Below are 21,562 nucleotides of genomic sequence, written 5' to 3' on the forward strand. Positions count from 1 at the left end.
GCATCAAGCCGCGGCGTGGATCATGCGATGGTGTTGAACTTGTCGAAGTCAGGGCGTGGACTGCGATCGAAGATCGTTTCGGCATCGCCATAGCCGATCGAGCAGATCCAGTCGGCCTTGACTCTGGGATCGTCGGCGAAGAATTCTTCCGTCACCTTGTCCAGGTCCACGCCCGACATCGGACCGCAATCGAGGCCGAGCGACCGCGCGGCCAGCATCAGGTAAGCCCCCTGTAGCGCGGAATTGCGCGCCGCGCCTTCGCGCCGGCCGTCCTCGTCGCCCTCGAACCAGCTCTTCGCGTCGGTGTGGGGGAACAGCCAAGGCAGTTCCTCGTGGAAATCGATGTCGAAGCCGATGATGACGCAGACCGGCGCGGTCCTGACCTTTTCCTTGTTCGCGTCCGACGCAAACTGCGCCAGCCGGTCCTTGCTCTCCTGCGAATGGCACCAGATGAAGCGGGCGGGCTGCATGTTGGCCGAAGTCGGCCCCATTTTCAGGAGATCGTAGATGCGCCTGATCTGGTCCTTGCTGACCGGCTTGTCGTGCCAGCCATTGTAGCTGCGCGCTTCGTTGAACAACTGGTCCAGCGCGTCGTCGGACAGCACGTGGTCGTGAAACTGCTTCGTCATCGAAGTCCCTTTCGTCAGGCTGACTGGAATCTCAGCCCGGCGAAACTCAGGCTGCGCGGACCTCAACGACCTCCGGCACATAATGTTTCAACAGGCCTTCGATGCCGTGCTTGAGCGTGGCGGTGGAGGACGGGCAGCCCGAACACGCACCCTGAAGCGTCAGGTAGACGATCCCGTCCTTGAACCCGCGATAGGCGATGTCGCCCCCGTCCCCGGCCACCGCCGGGCGTACGCGCGTTTCGAGCAGTTCGTTGATCTGGGTGACGATGTCCGCATCGGCCGGATCTTCCTCGACCAGCATCGCGTCTTCCGCCGGTACCGCTATGCCGGCCGCGGTGCCGCCCGCGAACAAGGGTGCCTCGGACACGAAATGGTCCAGCAGGACGGCCAGGACCTGCGGTTTGAGGACCGACCAGTCGACACCCGGCGCGGCAGTCACGCTGACGAAATCGCCGCCGAAGAACACGTTCACCACTTCGCCGGTGTCGAAGATGGCCTGCGCCAGCGGACTGGCCTCCGCCTCTTCGGGCGTGGCGAATTCGCGTGTGCCGGACGGCATCACCTGCCGTCCGGGCAGGAACTTCAGAGCGGCGGGATTGGGCGTGGTTTCGGTCTCTATGAACATGCCGGTCGATGTAGGCAGGGTGCCCCGGTCCAGCAAGGCAGCAAAGCTTTCGGGATATTCACTTCGCCTTCATGGCCCGGCCCCCTATAGGACGGGCATGATATCGACCCCGCGCGCCGTCCGGCCTTTCGCGTTTCTTCTTTCCCTGCCCCTGTTCGCGGCCCCGCTGGCGGCACAGGACAGCACGGTTCCGCCGCTCGTCTACCCGACCCAGGCGCCGGCGCCGGAACCCGAATTCGCGCAGCCCGAAACGGAAACGCCCTGGATGTACGAGGGCAGCGACATTCCCGTGGACCGGGAATGGCTGTTCGGGGAAATCGACAACGGCCTTCGCTACGCCACGCGCACCAATGGCGTCCCACCGGACCAGGTGTCCATCCGCATCCGGATCGACGCCGGTTCGCTGCACGAGGAAGATTCCGAACGCGGTTACGCCCACTTGCTTGAGCACCTGCTGTTCCGGGAAAGCCAGTATCTCGGCCCGGCGCAGGCGATCCCGACCTGGCAGCGCCTCGGCGCGAGCTTCGGCAACGACACCAATGCCGAGACGAGCCCGACGCACACGCTCTACAAGCTGGACCTGCCCGGTGCGACGCCCGCCAAGCTTGAGGAAAGCTTCAAGCTGCTGTCCGGCATGATCCGCCAGCCGGTGCTGAGCCAGGCGAATGTCGATGCCGAAGTGCCGATCGTGCTCGCCGAAAAGCGCGAGAGCGCAGGCCCGGCGCGGCGGGTTGCCGAGCAGGAGCGCGAGACGCTGTTCGCCGGCCAGCGGCTGGCCGAGCGCCTGCCGATCGGCACGGAAGAAACCCTGCGCGCGGCGACCGGCCCGGCGCTGGAGGCGTTCCACGAGCGCTGGTATCGGCCCGAAAAGACGGTGGTCGCGGTGGCCGGCGATTTCGACCGCAACCTGCTTGCGTCCATGATCGAGAAGTATTTCGGTGACTGGGACGTCCCGGGCGAAACAGTCGATGCGCCCGATTTCGGCGATCCGGTGCCGCCCGCCGGCGTTACCGAAGCCAATCCGGTGGGCGAGGTCGCGGTGATCGCGGAGCCCAACCTGCCGCGCCGGTTCACTTACGCCTACATGCGTCCGTGGCGCCAGCAGGACGATACGATCCTGATGAACGAGGAACGCCAGATCGGCTATGTCGCGCAGGCTCTCATCAATCGTCGCCTTGAAGCGCGTGCGCGTGCCGGCGGATCGTTCGTGGTCGCGGGCGTTTCGGAAGAAGCGGTCAGCCGCTCGGCCAACCTGACGCTGGTCAGCTTCACGCCGCTCGACAGCGACTGGCAGGCTGCGCTCGACGATGTGCGCGGCGTAATCGCCGACGCGCTGGAGACGCCGCCGACGGAAGAGGAAATCGCGCGCGAAGTCTCGGAAATCGACGTCGCCTACGAGAACAGCCTCGAGCAGGCCGAGGTGGAAGCCGCCGCGACGCAGGCGGACAATCTCGCCTATGCCGTCGATATCCGCGAAACCGTCGGCTACCCGCGCATCTTCCTCGACGTGCTGCGCAGTGCCGCCACGCGAATGACGCCGGAAAAGATCCTCTCGAAGACGCGCGAGCTTTTCGATGGCGACGTCATTCGCGCGACCTACGTGACGCCCGATGCGGACGAGGCGAGCGAGCCTGCCGTGCGCACCGCGCTGCTCGCGCCTGCCGAGGCGTCGTCCGACGTGCGGCTGGCCGCGCAGGACATCGCGTTCGACGACCTGCCGCCGATCGGCACGCCCGGAACGGTGGTTTCGGCCGAGAACCTGGGCATCTTCAACTATGCCGGCCTGCGCGATGTCGAGCGGGTGACTTTCTCCAACGGCACGAGCGCGCTCCTGTGGAGCAACAATTTCGAGCCGGGCCGGATCGCGGTCAAGATGCGCTTCGGCGCGGGCCGACGGGCCTTCACCGCCGAAACCGCGCCCTATATCGAGCTGGGCGAGATCGCTCTCGTCAGTTCGGGCTTCGGCGAGTTCGGCGCGGAAGAGATCGACCGTCTGGCCACGGGCCGCAAATTCGGCCTCGACTTCGCGGTGGAGGAGGGCGTGTTCACCCTGACCGCGCAGACCCGCCGTCAGGATCTCGACGACCAGCTCTACCTGTTCGCGGCGAAGCTGGGCGATCCCAACTGGGACCCGAACCCCGTGCGCCGCGCCATCGCGCTGCAGTCGATCGGCTACCAGAGCTTCTCCACCAATCCCGCGGGTATCCTCCAGCGCGACCTGCCCTTCTATTCGGCGGGCGAGGACCCGCGCTACGCCTCGGCCACGCCGGCGCAGCTGGAAGCGGCGACGGCGGAGGGCTTCCGCGAGGTGTGGAGCGAGGTGCTGCAGCAGGGGCCGGTCGAAGTGCTGATCTTCGGCGAGTTCGACCGCGACGCCACGATCGAGACGCTGCGCCGGACCATCGGCGCGCTGCCCCAGCGCAGCCCGCTTCCCGAAGAGATCGCCAATCGCAAGCCGGGCACGGTGGCGCCGGGTGCCGCGCCGACCGTGGTGCGCCATAGCGGCGATGCCGACCAGGCGGCGGCCGGGGTGATCTGGAACACGGGCGGGGGCATCGCCTCGATCCGCGAATCGCGCCAGCTCGATATCCTGACCGAGATCTTCCAGAACCGCCTGTTCGACGCGATGCGCGAGCGGGCGGGGGCGAGCTATTCGCCCGCGGTGTTCTCCAACTGGCCGCGCGACGTCGCGGCGGGCGGCACGATCACTGCGCTGGCACAGGTCCCGCCGGACCAGGTGTCCGCCTTCTTCGCGGCGGCGGAATCGATCGCGCAGGAACTGGCGACCACGCCGCCCACGGCCGAGGAACTGCAGCGCGCGACCGAACCGCTCGGCCAGCTGATCCAGCGCGCGTCCAGCGGCAACGGCTTCTGGCTGTGGCAGTTGGAAGGCGCGTCCACCGACCAGCGGCGGGCCGAAGCGACGCGGGGCATCCTGTCCGACTACTCGGTCACGACCCCGCAGCGGATGCAGCAGCTGGCGGCCAAGTACCTGACCGGCGGCTTCCGCCTGGCGGTCCTGCCGGAAGGCGAGACGCTGGGCGCAGCGGCCACGGCGCAGGAACCGGAACTCGCGACCCGCTGAGCCGCGAAGCCCCGCTTGGCAGGGGCCAAGCACATTGCAGTTGCGAACGGGCACCGTTTGCTGTTGGATGCCGGGCGTGAAACAGGAATGGACCCCGGAAAGCTGGCGGGACCGCGAAGCGCGGCACCTGCCGGAGTATGAAGACGCGGCCGCGCTGGCGCAGGCGGAGCAGACGCTGCGCAGCTATCCGCCGCTCGTATTCGCGGGCGAGGCGCGTGCGCTGAAGGCGGACCTGGCCGAGGTCGCCGCGGGCGACGCGTTCCTCCTGCAGGGCGGCGACTGCGCGGAAAGTTTCGCCGAGTTCCACCCGAACAACATCCGCGACACCTTCCGCGTAATCCTGCAGATGGCGGTCGTCCTCACCTTCGCCGGCAAGATGCCGGTGGTGAAGGTCGGCCGGATGGCGGGCCAGTTCGCCAAGCCGCGCAGTTCCGCGACCGAGACGATCGGCGACGTCACGCTGCCCAGCTATTTCGGGGACAATGTCAACGGGATCGAGTTCACGCCCGAAACCCGTCGCAACGATCCGGAACGCATGGTGCGTGCCTATTCGCAGGCCGCGGCCACGCTCAACCTGCTGCGCGCCTTTGCCGGCGGCGGCTATGCCAACCTGCGGCAAGTCCACCAGTGGACGCTCGATTTCATGGGCCGCAGCCCGTGGGCCGAACGCTTCGCGCAGACCGCCGATCGCATCGGCGAGGCGCTGGACTTCATGGAAGCGTGCGGCGTCGATCCCGCCACCGTGCCGCAACTGCAGGGCACCAGCTTCTACACCAGTCACGAGGCGCTGCTGCTGCCATACGAGCAGGCGCTGACCCGGCAGGATTCACTGACAGGCGACTGGTACGACACCAGCGCACACATGGTCTGGATCGGCGATCGCACCCGGTTCGAAGGCAGCGCCCATGTCGAATTCGCCCGCGGCATCGGCAATCCGCTGGGCGTCAAATGCGGGCCGAGCCTTGCGCCCGACGTGCTGCTGAAGCTGCTCGACGAACTGAACCCCGCGCGCGAGCCGGGGCGCATCACGCTCATCAGCCGCTTCGGGCACGACAAGGTAGAGCAGGGCCTGCCGCCGCTGGTCCGCGCCGTCACGCGCGAAGGCCATCCGGTGGTGTGGAGCTGCGACCCGATGCATGGCAACGTCGTCAAGTCGGACAGCGGCTTCAAGACGCGGCCCTTCGACCGGATCCTTTCCGAAGTGCGCAGCGTGTTCGCGGTCCACCGCGCGGAAGGCACCCATGCCGGCGGCATCCATATCGAGATGACCGGCCAAGACGTGACCGAGTGTACCGGCGGCGCCGTCGCCATCACGGACGAACGGCTGGGCGACCGGTACCACACCCATTGCGACCCGCGCCTCAACAACGCGCAGTCGCTGGAACTGGCGTTCCTGATCGCGGACATGCTGGCGGGCGAGGCGGAGCAGAAGGGCGGGCAACGCCAGGCCGACGCCGCCTGACCGGCTTATTTTGCAGCGCCGGGTTTATTTAGAAACCTAACTCCCCCACAGTGCGTTGACTGCACGAGGGGAGAGCGCCTTGCCGACTTCGACTGCCAGCCTGCCACGTGCCTGCCAGGGCGACCGTGCCGATCGTTACCGCGCGACCCGCGCGCTGAGCGAGCGGCTCGTCGAACCGCTGAGCGACGCGGACGCGACCATCCAGTCCATGGAAGACGCCTCGCCCGCCAAGTGGCACCTGGCGCATACGACGTGGTTCTGGGAAACCTTCCTGCTGCGCGATCACCTGGACGGCTATCGCCTGTTCCACGAGGATTATCCTTTCCTCTTCAATTCCTATTACGAGGCCGAAGGGGACCGCCACGCCCGCGCGCGCCGTGGCATGATCACGCGCCCGACGCTGGCTCAGGTGTGCGACTGGCGCACCCATGTGGACGCCGCCATCCGGCCGCTGATGGACGATCCGGAGCTCGCGCCGCTGATCGACCTCGGCATCGCGCACGAGCAGCAGCACCAGGAATTGCTGCTGACGGATATCAAGCACGCCCTGTTCCAGAACCCGCTGGGTCCGGCCATGTTCGCGCGCGAGGCGCAGGGCCGCACCGGCGAAGCCATGGCGCAGGACTGGACGGAGCATCCCGGCGGCATCGCCCGCATCGGCCACCAGGAAGACGGCTTCGCCTACGACAACGAAGGGCCGCGCCACCGCGTATTGCTGGAACCCTTCGCGCTGGCCGACAGGCTGGTGACCAATGGCGAATGGCAGGATTTCATCGACGATAGCGGCTATGCGGAAGCACGCCACTGGCTGTCGGACGGCTGGACGTGGGTGCAGGAAAACCGCATCGCCGCGCCGCTCTACTGGGGCACGGGTGACCGGGCCGGGCATCATTTCACCCATTACGGCTGGCAGGAGCGCGACCGCGACGCGCCCGTCACGCATATCTCCTATTTCGAGGCGGATGCCTTCGCCACCTGGGCCGGCCATCGGCTGCCGACCGAATTCGAATGGGAAGCGGTCGCGCGCGGCCAGCACGAGGACGCAGCGCCCGCGCACGATCCGGCGGGCGGCAACCAGCTGGACGATACCGCGCATCTCGTGCCCGAAGGGCGGCCCGGCCTGTTCGGCGATTGCTGGCAGTTCACGCGCAGCGCGTATCTGCCCTATCCGCGGTTCCGGATCGCGGAAGGCGCGGTCGGCGAATACAACGGCAAGTTCATGAGCGGCCAGTTCGTGCTGCGCGGCGCCAGCTGCGCCACCGTGCGCGGCCATTCGCGGCTCGCCTACCGCAACTTCTTCTATCCGCACCAGCGGTGGCAGTTCACCGGACTGCGCCTGGCAAAGGACATCTGATGGCAAATTCACAGGGGCTTGCGCTTGTCGATCTCGACGAGCGGGGGATCGATCGCGCCTTTCGCGCCGATGTGCTGGAGGGCCTGTCGCAAAAGCAAAAGGCGCTGCCGGCGCGCTGGCTGTACGACGATGCCGGATCGCAATTGTTCGAGGACATCACGCAGGTCGAGGAATATTACCCGACCCGCGCGGAAACGCAGATCCTGTCCGATCGCGGGGAAGAATTCGCCGCTGCCATCGGCCCGGGCCGCGCGGTGGTCGAATTCGGCAGCGGCAGTTCGGTCAAGACGCCGCTCCTGCTGAAGGCGATCGACCCGGCGGCCTATGTCCCGCTCGACATTGCCGGCGATTTCTTGCGTGCCGCGGCGGCGGACCTTGCGGAAAAATTCCCTGACCTCCCCGTCCACCCGGTGGAAGCGGACTTCATGCGCGAAGTGAAGTTGCCCGAAGCGGTTGAGGGAATGCCCAAGCTCGGCTTCTTCCCCGGCTCCACCATCGGCAACATGGTCCCGCGCACGGCGACCGACCTGCTGCGCACCATGCGCCAGACGCTGGGCGAAGGCTCGCACCTGCTGATCGGGATGGACCTCATCAAGGACCGGGCCGTGCTGGAAGCGGCCTATGACGATGCGAAGGGCGTGACTGCGGAGTTCAACCTCAACCTCGCGCGGCGCATCAACCGCGAGCTGGACGGCACGATCCCGGTCGATTCCCTGCGTCACCTGGCCCACTGGAACGACGATTTCGCGCGGGTCGAGATGCATCTCGAAGCGCAGGAGGACATCGCTTTCGAAGTCGCCGGACAGCGGTTCGAGATGGCGAAGGGCGAGACGATCCACACCGAAAACAGCCACAAGTTCCACCGACGCAGCGCTAATCTGCTGCTGCTGGCAGGCGGCTGGACCCCGGTGCGGCGCTGGCTGGACAAGGAAGAACGCTTTAGCGTGGTCCTCGCCGAAGCGACCGTCCCGCGCAGCGCGCCCTGACGCGCGTCCCTCGGCCGGCACGATGGCGATGACACGAAAGACCGCGATCATCGGGGCCGGGATGGCCGGGCTGACGTGCGCGCGCGCCTTGCATGACGCGGGGCGCTCCGTCGTATTGTTCGACAAGGGGCGCGGGCCGGGCGGGCGGATGGCTTCGCGCCGGGTCGAGACCGACAAGGGCATGCTGCGCTTCGATCACGGGGCGCAATTCTTCACCGCCGAAAGTCCCGAATTCGCCGAACAGGTCCGGCACTGGACGCAAGGCGGTGCGGCGGCACGCTGGGATGCGGCCAGCGACGCCGCGGACGACGATTTGTATGTCGGCACGCCTGCCATGAACGAGGTGGTGCGGGCACAGGCCGTCGGGCTCGACGTGCGCTGGGGCGCACGGGCGGAGCGGATCGAACGCGATGGCGATGGCTGGCAAGTGGTCGTGGATGGCGAGGGTGCCGCGTTCGACGCCGTTGTGGTCGCGGTTCCGGCCGAACAGGCAGCGGAACTGTTGCAGGAAGCCGCGCCGGAATTCGCCCAAGTCGCGGGCTCGTCGCAATCCGATCCGTGCTGGGCCCTGATGGCCGCCTTCGCGCAGCGCCTGCCGATCGACGCGGATACGCACCGGAGCGGGGACGATGCCCGGATCGCCTGGGCCGCGCGCGACGGGGCGAAGCCGGGCCGGTCGGGCGGCGAGAGCTGGGTGGTGCACGCGTCCGCCGGTTACTCGCTCAGGCACCTGGAACTGGACAGGGAAGAGATGGCCAACCTCATGGTGGCTGCCTTTTTCGAGGAGCTGGGGGCGGCCCCGGTCGTGCCCGAATACGCCACCGCCCACCGCTGGCGCTACGCCAAGGCGGACCCGGTCGACGGGCCGGGATACCTGCTTGACGCGGATGCCGGCATCGGGGTCTGCGGGGACTGGCTGGTGGCCCCCAAGGTCGAAGGCGCGTTCCGCTCCGGCCTGTCGCTGGGACGGGCGATGGCGGGCGGCGCCTGAACCGGCGCGAGGGGGACTGCCGAAAATCCTGTCCTACAGGGACGCCGCCGGGTTAGGACGGCGCATGGGCTTGAATCATTCCCGGTCCGCAAACGGTGAAACGAAGGGCACGATCCGTGTGACCTTGGGCGGAAGCCAAAGGCCACATTCGCGTTCGAAGTTCGCGCCGCAAACTGCTGCTTTTCCATGTGAAATTCGCAAGGTCACGGATTTCTCGGGCCCGGTTTCGCGGTCCATGTCGCGTCGTTCATTGGCGGTAATGGCGGGGCGTCCTATATCGACCGGGTGGATGTCTCTCAGCTCTTCGGGAACGCCTGGCAGGTGATTGCAAGCACCCCGCAATCGGGCCTGCTGATCGCGACCTTCGCGGCCGTGTTCGCCGGGATCCTCGGCGCGGTCATGGTACGCTATCGCGTGCCCTTCGGCCACTTCATCCGCACCGGCAGCACCTTCGTCCTCGGCGGCATCCTGCTGGTGGTGGTGGCGCAGGTCGCGCGGCTCGACCCGCGGCTGGATGTCGCGGTGCCGCAGATGGGCTTGCCCGAACAGGTCGTCGAAGGCGGGGAAACGCGCATCCCGCTCGGCCGGGACGGGCACTTCTGGCTGCAGGCGGAAGTGAACGGCGTACCGGTCAACTTCATGGTCGATACCGGCGCCACGCTGACCGCCGTGTCGGACGACGTGGCACGCCGCGCCAACCTGCAGGTGCGGCGCGGCGGCCTGCCCGTGCGGCTCAATACCGCCAACGGCACTATCAGCGCCGAGCTCGCCTCGATCGACGAACTGCGCTTCGGCAACGTGGCCGCGCGCGGGCTGGATGCGGTCACCACCCCGGCGTTGGGCGATACCAACGTGATCGGAATGAACCTGCTCTCGCGGCTCAAGAGCTGGCGGGTGGAGGACAACACGATGATCCTCGTCCCCAACAATCCGCAGCCCGCGGTGGAGTGGAGCGGGGATTAACGCGCTTGTCGCGCCGGCCGCCGCTTGGCATGTCGGTCCCATGAAACGCCTCGCTGCCCTGCTGCCGCGCATCGCGCTGGTCCTCGCCATCCTACTGCCGCTCTGGTTCTTGGTCGCCTCGCTCGGCGCCAAGTGGGGCTGGTGGCCCAAGCTCTTCGGCTTCGGCACGATGACCGCGACCATGGGGCCGCTGCTCGCCATGGGCATTGGCGCGCTGGGCGTGGTGGCGCTGCTCGTCTCGCTGCTGGTTAAGCCGCGGCGCGGTTGGTGGATGGCCCTGATCGCCATCCTCGTGCCGCTGGTGGTGATGGGCGGCTTCTCGGCCCTGCGCAGCCAGGCCGAATCGGTCCCGCGCATCTACGACCTCACCACCGATCCAGCCGATCCCCCGGCCTATTCCGCCGCCATGATCGACCGGCGAGAGGCGGACGGCGCGAACGAGCTGATGGTGTTCGACACCCCGCTCGGGCAGCTGGAGAAATGGGAAGGCAGCGAGATTGGCGAGACCGGCGGCGAGCTGATCCGGACCGGCTATCCGGACCTCGCGACAGGCATCTACGAAGCGGACACAGAAAGCGCGCTCGACGCGATCGAGGCCGCGATGGAGATGCGCGGCTTCGACGACGTGACGCGCGACGACGCGGCCGGCACCATAGAGGGTACGGACGAACTCTTCTGGTACGGCTTCCGCGATGATGTGGTCGCCCGCGTTCGCCCGGCCGGAGAAGGCAGGGTCGAGGTGGATTTCCGCTCCACCTCGCGGCTCGGCCTGAGCGACCTTGGCGTCAACGCCCAGCGCATCGCCGACCTGCGGGCCGCCTTGGCGGACCGGCTGGGCGATCCGACCATCGGCATGGAGCCGGGCCGCACGCTCATCGTCGAGGACGGCAGCGAAGAAGACGCCGAAGAGTAGGGATTGGCTGGGGTGGCAGGGATCGAACCTGCGAATGTCGGTACCAAAAACCGATGCCTTACCACTTGGCTACACCCCAGCAGGTGCGCGCCCATATAACGCGCTCTCCGGCAATGGGAAGGGGTGGCTTGCCAGAGGCTCGCGGGCGTAGCATCCCGGGCGCATGACCGATTTCGCGACCGCCCGATCCATCCTCCGGACGCTGATAGCTTTTGACACCACGTCGCACCGGAGCAACCTGGCGCTGATCGAATGGGTCGAGCGATACCTCGCCGATCATGGCGTGTCCGCCACCAGGGTGCCCGACGAAACCGGTGCCAAGGCCAACCTTTTCGCCACCTGCGGGCCTTCGGTGGAGGACGGCGTGATCCTCTCGGGGCACAGCGATGTCGTCCCGGTGGAAGGGCAGGACTGGAGCGCCGACCCCTGGACCCTGCGCGAGGCGGACGGGCGGCTCTACGGTCGGGGCACGTGCGACATGAAGGGCTTCCTCGCCCTGGCGCTCGCATTCGTGCCACGGTTCGCGAGCGGGGCCAGGCCGGTGCACCTCGCGATAAGCTATGACGAGGAAGTCGGCTGCAAGGGCGCACCCGCCATGATCGCGCGAATGGCGCAGCGGATCCCGGCGCCGCGCTGCGCCATCGTGGGAGAGCCGAGCGAGATGCGGATCGTGACCGGCCACAAGGGTATCAGCGTCTTCGAAGTCATGGTGCGCGGGCAGGAGGCGCACAGTTCGCTGGTCGACCAGGGTCTGTCCGCCAACATGATCGCGATCGAACTGATGGCCGAGCTGGCGCGCCATGCCGAGACGCTGCGCGATCGGGCGGATGCGGAGAACGGCTTCGATCCGCCGCAGGCCACGCTCACCGTCGGCATCATGGAAGGCGGCGAAGCGTCGAATATACTGGCGGGCCACGCGCGCTTCGTGTTCGACCTGCGCTGCCCGCCGAACGAGGACCCCGAGGAAATCCTGGCGCCGTTCCGGGACCGCTGCCGAACGATCGACGCCGCGATGAGAGCGCGGTTCCCGCATTGCGGTATCCGGATGGAGCAACATGCCGGTACGCCGCCGATGACCCCGGCAGGGAGCGACGACGCAGTGGCGTTCGTGCGACTGTTGACCGGCGAGAACGCTGACACCGCGCAGGTCGCTTTCGCGGCGGAGGGCGGGCAGTTCCAGCAGGCAGGCTTCCCCACCGTCATCTGCGGACCGGGCTCGATCACGCAGGCGCATCAGCCGGACGAGTGGATCGCCCTTTCCGAAATGGAGAAGGGCGTGCGGTTCATGGAACGGCTGGCCGAACAGCTCGCCTAGGACGGCGGGCTGGGTTCCAGCAGTTTGCCCTCGAAGTCCGATGCGGAATGGCGTTCGCGCAATTGCGAAGCCTCGTCGCCCCAGGTCTTGTTGACGATGCGCCCGCGCTTGACGCCGGGGCGGGCGCCGATCTCGTCGACCCAGCGCGCGACGTTCGTATATTCCTCGATCGAGAGGAATGTCCGGGCATCGTTGTAGATGTTGCCTTCGACGAACGGCGCGAGCCAGGGGAAGGTCGCGATATCGGCGATGGTGTACTGGTCGCCCGCCAGGAAGCGGCTTTCACCCAGGCGCTTGTCTGCCACGTCGAACAGGCGCTTGGTTTCCATGGCGTAGCGGTTGATGGGGTATTCGTACTTCTCGGGCGCGTAGGCGTAGAAGTGGCCGAAGCCGCCACCGATGAACGGGGCGCTGCCGACCTGCCAGAACAGCCAGCTGAGCATCTCCGCGCGGCCGGCCGGGGTATCGTTCTGGAAGGCGCCGAATTTCTCCGCGAGGTAGAGGAGGATCGCGCCGCTTTCGAACACGCGGATCGGTGCCTCGCCGGTGCGATCGACGAGGGCGGGAATCTTGGAATTGGGATTGATGGCGACGAAGCCGCTGGTGAACTGCTCCCCTTCGCCGATATCGACCGTGTAGGCATCGTATTCCGCCGGGAAGCCCGCTTCGAGGAGTTCCTCCAGCATGATGCCCGCCTTCACCCCGTTCGGCGTCGCGAGCGAGTGAAGCTGGAGCGGATGGCGTCCTGCCGGAAGCTCCCGGTCCTCGCGCGCGCCCGATGTCGGCCGGTTGATATTCGCGAACCTGCCCCCGTTCTCCGCATCGTGGCTCCAGACTTCGGGCGGCGTGTAGGTCGGATCGGTCATCGGGGGGCTCCTGTTCAAGCGGACGGGTGCGATCCGAGTTGGGGGCATGGGCCGGGAACCGCAAGGCAGGCGGAGGGATTTGGAGCGACATGGCGTCGCAGTCCGATACCCTCATCTATGTCGATGACAGCCTTCCCGGGATTACCCGGAAAGGCGCAGGGAAGGGCTGGGCCTATTACGGCCCGAAAGGCGAACTCATCCGGGACGCGAAGGAACGCCAGCGGCTGAATGCGATCGCCCTGCCGCCGGCCTATTCCGATGCCTGGTTCTGTCCCGCGCCCAACGGTCACATCCTGGCGACGGGGTATGACGACAAGGGGCGCAAGCAGTACCGGTACCACCCCGATTTCCGCGCCATGCGGGAAGGCGAGAAATTCGACCGCTGCCAGGCATTCGGGGAACTTCTACCCCTGATGCGCAAGCGGGTGGAGGAAGATATCGAAGGCGACCGGCCGACGCGCGAGCGCGTTCTGGCGGCCGTCGTGCGGTTGTTGGACATGGGCTTCGTGCGCATCGGCAACCAGATGTACGCGCAGCGCAACAAGAGCTTCGGCGCGACCACGCTACGCGACCGGCACGCGCAGATTACCGGAAGCGAAGTCCATATCCGGTTCAAGGGCAAGGGCGGGAAGCAGCAGGACCTGACGCTCCGCGATCCGCTGCTTGCCAGCGCGGTGCAGGACGCCCGCGACGTCCCGGGGCAGCACCTTTTCCAGTATATCGATCCCGAAGGGCAACGCCGTCCGATCTGCAGCGGCGACGTCAACGCCTACCTGCGCGAGACGATGGGCGAGGAATTCTCCGCCAAGAACTTCCGCACCTGGCACGCCAGCGTGCTGGGCTTTTCACTCCTTGCGGAAGCGAAGGAATGCCCGACCATCTCGGCCCTGCTCGAGGAAGTGGCCGGCAAGCTCGGCAATACGCCCGCGGTCGTGCGCAAGAGCTACGTCCATCCCGCCGTGATCGACGTGTTGTCCCATGGCGAATGGAAGGCCTGGCGTGCGGACCTGCAACTCCCGCGCGCGACCAAGTACCTGACCCGCAAGGAACGCGGCTTGCTCGACCTGCTCGAATCCGCACCGGCCGCCGAGGAACTGCTCGCCGCCTGAGGGCCCGCCACGCGCATTGCTGCCCGGCATCTCGCAAGCTAGGGCGGGCAGGCACCCAGAAGGAGCGCTGCCGCCGATGAGCGACTTGTCCCACCCGTTTTTCGACATGCACACGCACGGCTTCGTCCGTGTGGCGACCTGCACGCCCAGAGTCCGCCCGGCGGACGTCACGCATAATGTCGAAGGCATAATCGCCGAAGCGAAGCGTGCGCAGGAATGCGACGTCGACCTGTTGCTGTATCCCGAACTGTGCATCTCCAGCTACGCGATCGACGATCTGCACATGCAGGCGGCGCTCCTCGATGCGGTCGAGGCGGGGATCGGACAAATCGTCGAAGCCAGTCACAATCTGCGGTCGGTCCTGATCGTCGGCGCCCCGCTGCGCCGCAACGGGAAGATCTACAATTGCGCGCTCTCCATCGGTCATGGCCGGCTGCTTGGCGCGGTGCCGAAAAGCTTCCTGCCCAATTACCGCGAGTTCTACGAGAAGCGCTGGTTCTCCCACGGTCGCAACTGCGTGGGGTTGGACATCGAAGTGAACGGGGAAAGCGTTCCGTTCGGCACGGATCTGGTATTCTCGGCCAGCAACCTGTCCGGCTTCACTTTCGGGATGGAAATCTGCGAGGATTTCTGGGCTCCGCGTCCGCCCGGGGCCATGGCCGCGCTCGCCGGGGCGACTATCCTGTGCAACCTTTCCGCCAGCCCCATCACGATCGGACGGGCAGAGGATCGCCACCTGCACTGCCGCAGCATGTCCAGCCGGTCGATGTGCGCCTATCTCTATTCCGCCAGCGGTCACGGCGAAAGCACGACCGATCTCGCCTGGGACGGGCAGGGCGTGATCTACGAGCTCGGCGATCTCATGGCCGAAAGCGTGCGCTTCGACCGCGAGGCGGAGCTGTGCGTGACAGACATCGATACGCAGCGGATCCTGGGTGAGCGGCTGCGCAACGGGACCTTCGCCGACGCGGCCGAACACGAAGGCCGGCCCGAGGACTGGTACCGTACCATCCGCTTCGACCATGCCTACAGCGGAGGCGATATCGGGCTGATGCGCAAGATCCGCCGGTTTCCCTTCGTACCCGGCAATCCCGAGACGCTGGACGAGGATTGCTACGAGGCTTTCAACATCCAGGTCGACGGGCTCATCCGCCGGATGCAGGCGACCGAGGCGAAATCGCTCGTCCTCGGCGTTTCGGGGGGCATCGACAGCACCCATGCCCTGCTGATCTGCGCCAAGGCGTGCGACCGGCTCGGCCTGCCGCGGGAGACCATTCGCGGCTACACGATCCCGGGCTTCGGCACATCCGATCGCACTTACGAGAACGCCTGGAAGCTGATGCGGGCGACACGGATCACCGCAAAAGAAATCGACATCAAGCCGGCAGCCCAGCGCATGCTGGAGGATATCGGCCACCCCTATGCCGACGGCGAACCCGTCTACGATACCACTTTCGAAAACGTGCAGGCGGGCTTGCGGACCGATTACCTGTTCCGGCTCGCGACCCATCACAAGGGTTTCGTCGTCGGGACCGGCGACCTGTCGGAGCTTGCGCTCGGCTGGTGCACCTATGGTGTCGGCGACCAGATGAGCCATTACGGCGTCAATTCCGGCGTCCCCAAGACGCTCATCCAGTACCTGATCCGCTGGGCGGAGAAGACCGACCAGTTCGACAAGGCCTGCGACGAGGCGCTGGAAGACATCCTCGATACGGAGATCAGCCCCGAACTCATCCCGGAAGGGGAGGACGGCGCAATCCAGAGCACGGAAGGCACGATCGGTCCGTACGAGTTGAACGACTTCTTCCTCCACCACATCGCGCGCACGGGTCACCGGCCCAGCCATGTCGCGTTCCTGGCCTGGCACGCATGGAAGGATGCGAGCAAAGGCGTCTGGCCGGTCGATTTTCCCGAAGACCGCAAGCAGCAATACGAGCTTGGGACGATACGAAGCTGGCTGGAGAAATTCCTGTGGCGGTTCTTCCAGTTCAGCCAGTTCAAGCGCAGTGCCATGCCCAACGGTCCGAAAGTATCGAGCGGCGGCGCGCTAAGCCCCCGCGGCGACTGGCGCGCGCCGAGCGATGCGGTGGCGCAGGTGTGGCTGGACGAATTGCGGAACGGCGTGCCTGCCGACTGAGCCTGTCCGATGCCGCCACGCGTAATTCTGCTTCTCTTCCTGCTCAATCTCGCTTGGGCGCTGAACGTGGTGCTGAGCAAGGTTGCGGTGGAGGATCTGGGCATGCCGCCGATCTTCCTCGCCGCGGTCCGCTCCGCCATCGTGATGCTGGCCCTGTTGCCGCTGCTGCGCCCGTTGCCCAAGCGCCTGCCGATGGTGCTGGCCGTCGGGCTTGCGATCACCGGCGGCTCGTTCGGCCTGCTCTTCGTAGGCCTGCAGACCGCCTCGCCATCTTCGGCCGGGATCGTCAGCCTGCTCGGCGCGCCCGCGACGGTCTTCTTCGCCATCCTGATCCTGGGCGAAAGGATCAAGTGGTTCAGGGCCGGCGGTATCGCGCTGACACTTGTGGGCGTGGCGATCGCGGTGTCTTCACCAAGCGGGATGGAGAGCCTCGACGGCCTCGGCTGGATCGCGCTTTCGGCCCTGATCGGGGCATTCGGCGCCGTCTTCGTGAAGCGGCTGGAGATCGATTCCATCCGCCTGCAGGCCTGGGCCGCGGTCGCTTCCGTGATCCTGCTCGCGCCGGTTTCGGCCGTCACGGAAACGGGGCAATGGGCTTCGCTCACCGTCGATCCGCTGGGCGCGGCGGGCATATTCCTGTTTGCGTCCATCGTGGTCTCGGTCGGCGCGAACACCGCCTATTTCCGGCTGTTCCAGCGCTATCCCGCGGAAGAGGTGGTGCCCTTCACGCTGCTCCACCCGCTGTTCACGGTCATCCTCGGCATTTGGCTGACGGGCGACCCTGCCGGGCCGCGCCTGCTGGCAGGAGGCGTCATCGCGCTCCTTGGCGTGGCGATCATCGTGCTGCGTCCTTCGCAGGCGATGTCGAAACGTTTTCTGGTACGTCCGCGTTTGTAATCCATGCGCCAAGGGCGCATATCCTCGGCTCACCGCCCGAAAGACCCAATGTCCGCCCGCATCACCCAACTCGCCACAGCCGTTCCCGAGCTCGATTTCGAAGCCGATTACCGGATCTGGGCGGAACAGCGTCTCGGCACCGGACGGGAGGCGAAGCTGTACCGGCGCATGGCCGAACGGTCCGGAATCGAACATCGCTGGTCGGTGCTGGCCGAAGAGGACGCGAAGCTTCACGAAGGGCGGGGCATGTACGGCGCCGTGGAGCAGCCCGGCACGGCGCAGCGGATGCGCATGTATGCCGAACGCGCTCCGGAACTAGCCCTGAAGGCGATCGGCAAGCTTCCGGAACTGGGCGAGATCACGCATGTCGTGGTGGCCAGCTGCACCGGCTTCGTGGCACCGGGGATCGACCAGATCATCGCGCGGCGGCTCGGTCTGCCGGGCGATGTGGAACGTGTCCTGATCGGCTTCATGGGCTGTTATGCTGCCGTCACGGCGCTGCGTACGGCGCGCCATATCGTACGGTCCGAACCGGACGCTCGCGTGCTGGTGGTGACGGTGGAGCTCTCCACGCTCCATCACCAGGATCACGTCGATCTCGAACCGATGCTCGCAGGCGCGCAGTTCGGTGACGGCGCCGCCGCGGCGGTCGTGACGGGCTCGGGCGAGGGGCTTGCCTTGGGTCTTGGGATCGCCGCCACGCTGGAGGAGAGCGACGCGCTCATCACTTGGCATATCGGGGACACCGGGTTCCAGATGCATTTGTCGGGCGAAGTGCCCGGGCGCATCGGCGCGGCACTGTCGCAGGATGCGGTCCGCGAGCGTGTGCTCGGCGATGCGCGGCCGGAGGCGTTCGCGGTTCATGCCGGCGGGCGGTCGATCCTCGACGCGGTGGAGCGCGGCCTGCAACTCGATCCCCACGCACTCGACCATTCGCGCGCGGTGCTGCGCGATTTCGGCAATATGAGTTCGTCGACGCTGATGTTCGTGCTGGAGCGCATCCTTCGCGACAGGCCGGAAAGCGGCGTCGCACTGGCTTTCGGGCCCGGCCTCGCGATGGAGGGGTTCCGCTTCGGCTACACCGATGCTTGAAAACCGCCTCATCGCAGAGGAAATGATGGACGATCCGGCCTTGCCGGAAGCGACCTATCGCGAGGTTCTGAACGATCTTGCGAAGGTCAATACGGCGACGCTGGCCCGCCGGCCGACGCTGGACTTTCTGGCCCGCGCGGTCGGCGACCGATCGCATTTCTCGCTGCTCGACGTGGGCTTCGGCGATGGAGACATGCTGCGTGCCGTCGCGAACTGGGCGATGAAGCGCAGCATCGGTTTCCGCCTGGTCGGGATCGATCTCAATTCCCGCAGCGAGAGGATCGCGCGCGAAAGCACGCCTGCGGACATGCCGATCGAGTACCGGACTGGCGATTATGCCGACTTGGCGGGCGAAGACTTCGACGTGATCGTCTCGAGCCTGGTCGCACACCACATGACGCATGACCAGCTGGTCGCCTTCCTGCGTTTCATGGAGCGGGAAGCCGCCACCGGCTGGTTCGTCAACGACCTCCACCGCCACGGGTTCGCCCATGCCGGCTATCCGCTGCTCGCAAGGCTGATGGGCTGGCACCCCATCGTCCGGCACGATGGGCGCATGAGCATTGCTCGGTCCTACAGACCGGCCGAATGGGCACCGATCCTCGCCGAAGCCGCAATCGAGGGCGCGAAGGTCCGGCGGGCCTTTCCCTTCCGCCTGTGCGTGGAGAAGATCCGCTGACGCGGCCGATCATCCTCGGGGCGGGACCCGCGGGCTGCGCGGCGGCGATCACGCTGGGCCGGAAAGGCGCGCGGCCGCTGCTGATCGACCGGGACGAGATCGTGGGCGACGCGCTGTGCGGTGGCTTCATGAGCTGGCGGACGGCGCAGACGGTCGGGACGTTGGGGGTCGACCTGGCATCGCTCGGTGCGCGGCCGGTGAACCGGCTGGCGCTTTTCGCTGCGTCGAAGCGGGTGGAGACTCGGCTTCCCGCCACCGCCTACGGCCTGTCGCGCCGCGCATTCGATACGGCCTTGCGCAGAGCGGCGCTGGATGCCGGAGCGGGACTCGAAATCGACCGTGCGCGGACGATTGCGCCGGGCCGTGTCATGGGTGAGTGCGAGGACTGGACGGGAGATGCCCTGTTCCTGGCGACGGGCAAGCACGACATACGCGGATCGTCGCGGCCACGCAGCGCGTCCGATCCGGCGCTCGGCCTGCGCGTCCGGGTGCCGGCGAGCAAGCGGTTCGATCGCGAAGTCGGCGACCGTATCGAACTGCACCTGTTCGACGGCGGCTATGCCGGCATCGTGCTGCAGGAAGACGGCAGCGCCAATGTCTGCCTCGCCGTGCGCAAGTCCCGCCTGCACGATGCGGGCGGCAGTCCGGTGGCCTTGCTGGACGTCCTGTGCGAAACGCATCCGGTTTTCGCGGCGCGGATGGAGAACAGGCCTTCGGACGGTGCGATCGATACGATCGGCGCGGTTCCCTATGGCTGGATTGCCGAGGACACGCAGGACGGCATCTACCGGCTCGGTGACCAGGCGGCGGTCATTCCCTCGCTCGCGGGCGAGGGGATGAGCATCGCGATCGCCAGCGGCATCATGGGAGCTCAGGCCTATCTGGCAGGCACCGGCGCGCCCACATTCCAGGCAGAGTTCGCCCGGCGCGCGTCCGGGCCGGTGCGGCGTGCCGAGCGAATCTGGCATTCGGCGGAGAACACGCGAATCGCGCCCTGGGCGCTGGCATTCCTGTCCGCAGTGCCGGCAGCAGCGGATTGGGCGATGCGCACCACGCGCATCGCCCAACCGGCGCAGTAGCGGGTCCGATCAGGCGGCGAGGCGGAGGGCTTCCTCGCGCGCATCCTCAATCTTCAGCTCCCCGCCTTCGCCCATGATCCCGTCGGCGGCGACGTATACGACATCGGTAATGCCGAGAAAGCCGAGGAAGAACTTGAGCCAGGGCGTCATGAAGTCGACCGCGCCTTCCACCGGGGTGCCGCCGCTCGCGATGGCGAGGTAGGCCTTCTTGCCCGTCAGGAGGCCTTCGGGCCCGTTCGCCGTGTAACGGAAAGTGGTGCCGGCCCGCGCCACCAGGTCCGCCCACGCCTTGACGGTCGAGGGCATCGTGAAATTGTAGATCGGCGTGCTGAAGACGATCACGTCCGCCGCCTGCAGTTCCTCGATCAGCGTATCCGCGATCTTAGCCAGATCGTGCTGCGCATCGTCACGCTCCGCATAGGGCGCAAGGTTCGCGGCAAACCGGTTTTGGTCGATGAAGGGCAGGTCGTTTGCCGACAGATCGCGTGTCACGACCGCAGTCTCGCCTTCCTTTCGCAGCGTTTCGAGGATCCGGTTGCCGAGATCGTTCGACACCGATTCATTGCCGCGGATGCTGGCCTTGATGTGAAGAATGTTCGTCATGTCGTTGTTCCTTCTTAAAGATCAGGCCGCGTCGACGAGGACGAGTTCGCTGTCCTCGAGTGCGGTCACGGTGAAGCTGTCCTGTCCGGTGATGGCGACACCGTCGCGCGCGCCGGCTTCCACGTCATCCACGCGGACCTTGCCGGTGGCGGGGACGAGATAGAGGTGCCGCGAAGCGGCGCGCGGGCGATAGGTCACGCTCTGGCCTGCCTTCAGCGTCGCGCCGAGGACTTCGGCATCCGTCCTGATCGGCAGTGCGCCGTCGTCGCCATCGGTGGCCGAACCGCTGGCAAGCGGTACGAACTGGCCGCTGCGGGCATCCTTGGGGAACTTGCGCGCGCCCCAGCTCGGCTCGCCGCCGCGCTCGTCCGGGATGATCCACAGCTGGAACAGCGTGGTTTCCTCGTCTTCGGCGTTCCACTCGGAATGCTGCACGCCCTTGCCGGCGCTCATCACCTGCACGTCGCCCGCTTCGGTGCGGCCTTCATTGCCCATGCTGTCGCGATGGGTGATGGCGCCTTTGCGGACATAGGTGATGATTTCCATGTCGTTGTGCGGGTGGGGCGGGAAGCCGCTATTGGGCGCGATGGTATCGTCGTTCCAGACGCGCAGCGCGCCCCAGTGCACCCGTTCCGGATCGTGGTAACTGGCGAAGCTGAAATGGTGATGCGCGTCGAGCCAGCCATGATTGGCCGCGCCGAGGCTTGCGAAAGGTCTGAGTTCGATCACGGGATATCTCCTCGTTCGTGCTTTCCCGACCTATCTGGGGCTTGCGTG

The 21,562-nt window shown here is 66.6% G+C and carries 19 protein-coding genes and 1 tRNA gene; 14 read left to right on the top strand and 6 right to left on the bottom strand.

Features of this window, described 5'->3' with window-relative positions; genetic code table 11:
* Positions 1–20: 20 nt before the first annotated feature.
* Together AB1K63_RS01300 and AB1K63_RS01305 are read right to left on the bottom strand one after the other, a co-directional pair.
* On the bottom strand, positions 21–629 hold the full coding sequence (locus AB1K63_RS01300) for a malonic semialdehyde reductase (protein WP_366958090.1): 609 nt from the start codon (positions 627–629) through the stop codon (positions 21–23).
* A gap of 46 nt (positions 630–675) precedes the next feature.
* Positions 676–1,254 carry a NifU family protein gene (locus AB1K63_RS01305; RefSeq protein WP_366958092.1) on the bottom strand — a complete coding sequence of 193 codons (579 nt, stop codon included), beginning with the start codon at positions 1,252–1,254 and terminating at the stop codon, positions 676–678.
* A 97-nt stretch (positions 1,255–1,351) separates the two neighbouring features.
* Between AB1K63_RS01305 and AB1K63_RS01310 the strand changes: the two genes are divergently transcribed.
* The 7 genes from AB1K63_RS01310 to AB1K63_RS01340 all read left to right on the top strand — a co-directional run bounded on the left by AB1K63_RS01310 (position 1,352) and on the right by AB1K63_RS01340 (position 11,008).
* A complete protein-coding gene (locus AB1K63_RS01310; protein ID WP_366958093.1) occupies positions 1,352–4,339 on the top strand; it encodes an insulinase family protein in 2,988 nt (995 codons plus the stop codon).
* Positions 4,340–4,406: 67 nt separating this feature from the next.
* A complete protein-coding gene (locus tag AB1K63_RS01315) occupies positions 4,407–5,801 on the top strand; it encodes a class II 3-deoxy-7-phosphoheptulonate synthase (RefSeq protein ID WP_366958094.1) in 1,395 nt (464 codons plus the stop codon).
* A 79-nt stretch (positions 5,802–5,880) separates the two neighbouring features.
* Positions 5,881–7,155, top strand: coding sequence for an ergothioneine biosynthesis protein EgtB (egtB, locus tag AB1K63_RS01320; protein WP_366958095.1), 1,275 nt, complete (start codon positions 5,881–5,883; stop codon positions 7,153–7,155).
* Entirely contained in the window at positions 7,155–8,141 is a 987-nt protein-coding gene (gene egtD, locus AB1K63_RS01325; RefSeq protein WP_366958097.1) for an L-histidine N(alpha)-methyltransferase, read from the top strand. Before egtB ends, egtD begins: the two co-directional genes overlap by 1 nt.
* Positions 8,142–8,169: 28 nt before the next feature.
* Entirely contained in the window at positions 8,170–9,132 is a 963-nt protein-coding gene (locus tag AB1K63_RS01330) for an FAD-dependent oxidoreductase (protein ID WP_366958099.1), read from the top strand.
* Positions 9,133–9,417: 285 nt separating this feature from the next.
* On the top strand, positions 9,418–10,095 hold the full coding sequence (locus AB1K63_RS01335) for a TIGR02281 family clan AA aspartic protease (protein ID WP_366958100.1): 678 nt from the start codon (positions 9,418–9,420) through the stop codon (positions 10,093–10,095).
* Positions 10,096–10,135: 40 nt separating this feature from the next.
* On the top strand, positions 10,136–11,008 hold the full coding sequence (locus tag AB1K63_RS01340) for a DUF1499 domain-containing protein (protein ID WP_366958101.1): 873 nt from the start codon (positions 10,136–10,138) through the stop codon (positions 11,006–11,008).
* Between the two features lie 4 nt (positions 11,009–11,012).
* On the opposite strand, the gene AB1K63_RS01345 is transcribed toward AB1K63_RS01340, so the two are convergent.
* Positions 11,013–11,087 (bottom strand) — tRNA-Gln (locus AB1K63_RS01345).
* Between the two features lie 84 nt (positions 11,088–11,171).
* Between AB1K63_RS01345 and argE the strand changes: the two genes are divergently transcribed.
* Positions 11,172–12,323, top strand: coding sequence for an acetylornithine deacetylase (gene argE, locus AB1K63_RS01350; RefSeq protein ID WP_366958102.1), 1,152 nt, complete (start codon positions 11,172–11,174; stop codon positions 12,321–12,323).
* On the opposite strand, the gene yghU is transcribed toward argE, so the two are convergent.
* Positions 12,320–13,189, bottom strand: a complete 870-nt coding sequence (gene yghU / locus AB1K63_RS01355; protein ID WP_366958103.1) for a glutathione-dependent disulfide-bond oxidoreductase — start codon at positions 13,187–13,189, stop codon at positions 12,320–12,322. The two genes, argE and yghU, sit on opposite strands and share 4 nt — an antisense overlap.
* Before the next feature lie 89 nt (positions 13,190–13,278).
* Between yghU and AB1K63_RS01360 the strand changes: the two genes are divergently transcribed.
* From AB1K63_RS01360 to AB1K63_RS01385, 6 genes are all read left to right on the top strand, one after another.
* Positions 13,279–14,298, top strand: coding sequence for a DNA topoisomerase IB (locus tag AB1K63_RS01360; protein ID WP_366958104.1), 1,020 nt, complete (start codon positions 13,279–13,281; stop codon positions 14,296–14,298).
* Positions 14,299–14,374: 76 nt separating this feature from the next.
* The gene (locus AB1K63_RS01365; protein WP_366958106.1) at positions 14,375–16,435 is read left to right on the top strand and encodes an NAD(+) synthase; all 2,061 of its coding nucleotides are present in this window, start codon (positions 14,375–14,377) and stop codon (positions 16,433–16,435) included.
* A 9-nt stretch (positions 16,436–16,444) separates the two neighbouring features.
* Positions 16,445–17,332 (top strand): DMT family transporter, encoded by an 888-nt coding sequence (locus AB1K63_RS01370; RefSeq protein WP_366958107.1) that lies wholly within the window; start codon positions 16,445–16,447, stop codon positions 17,330–17,332.
* A gap of 48 nt (positions 17,333–17,380) precedes the next feature.
* Positions 17,381–18,424 (top strand): type III polyketide synthase, encoded by a 1,044-nt coding sequence (locus AB1K63_RS01375; RefSeq protein WP_366958108.1) that lies wholly within the window; start codon positions 17,381–17,383, stop codon positions 18,422–18,424.
* Positions 18,417–19,103, top strand: a complete 687-nt coding sequence (locus AB1K63_RS01380) for a methyltransferase domain-containing protein (RefSeq protein WP_366958109.1) — start codon at positions 18,417–18,419, stop codon at positions 19,101–19,103. Before AB1K63_RS01375 ends, AB1K63_RS01380 begins: the two co-directional genes overlap by 8 nt.
* Positions 19,082–20,182: a hypothetical protein gene (locus AB1K63_RS01385; protein ID WP_366958110.1), complete on the top strand. Its 1,101-nt coding sequence runs from the start codon at positions 19,082–19,084 to the stop codon at positions 20,180–20,182. Before AB1K63_RS01380 ends, AB1K63_RS01385 begins: the two co-directional genes overlap by 22 nt.
* Positions 20,183–20,191: 9 nt before the next feature.
* Here AB1K63_RS01385 and AB1K63_RS01390 read toward each other — a convergent pair whose 3' ends face one another.
* A complete protein-coding gene (locus AB1K63_RS01390) occupies positions 20,192–20,785 on the bottom strand; it encodes an NAD(P)H-dependent oxidoreductase (protein ID WP_366958111.1) in 594 nt (197 codons plus the stop codon).
* Between the two features lie 21 nt (positions 20,786–20,806).
* Positions 20,807–21,514, bottom strand: coding sequence for a pirin family protein (locus AB1K63_RS01395; RefSeq protein ID WP_366958112.1), 708 nt, complete (start codon positions 21,512–21,514; stop codon positions 20,807–20,809).
* Positions 21,515–21,562 lie beyond the last annotated feature (48 nt).

This window comes from Qipengyuania sp. JC766 (genome assembly GCF_040717445.1).
Classification (GTDB): domain Bacteria; phylum Pseudomonadota; class Alphaproteobacteria; order Sphingomonadales; family Sphingomonadaceae; genus JC766.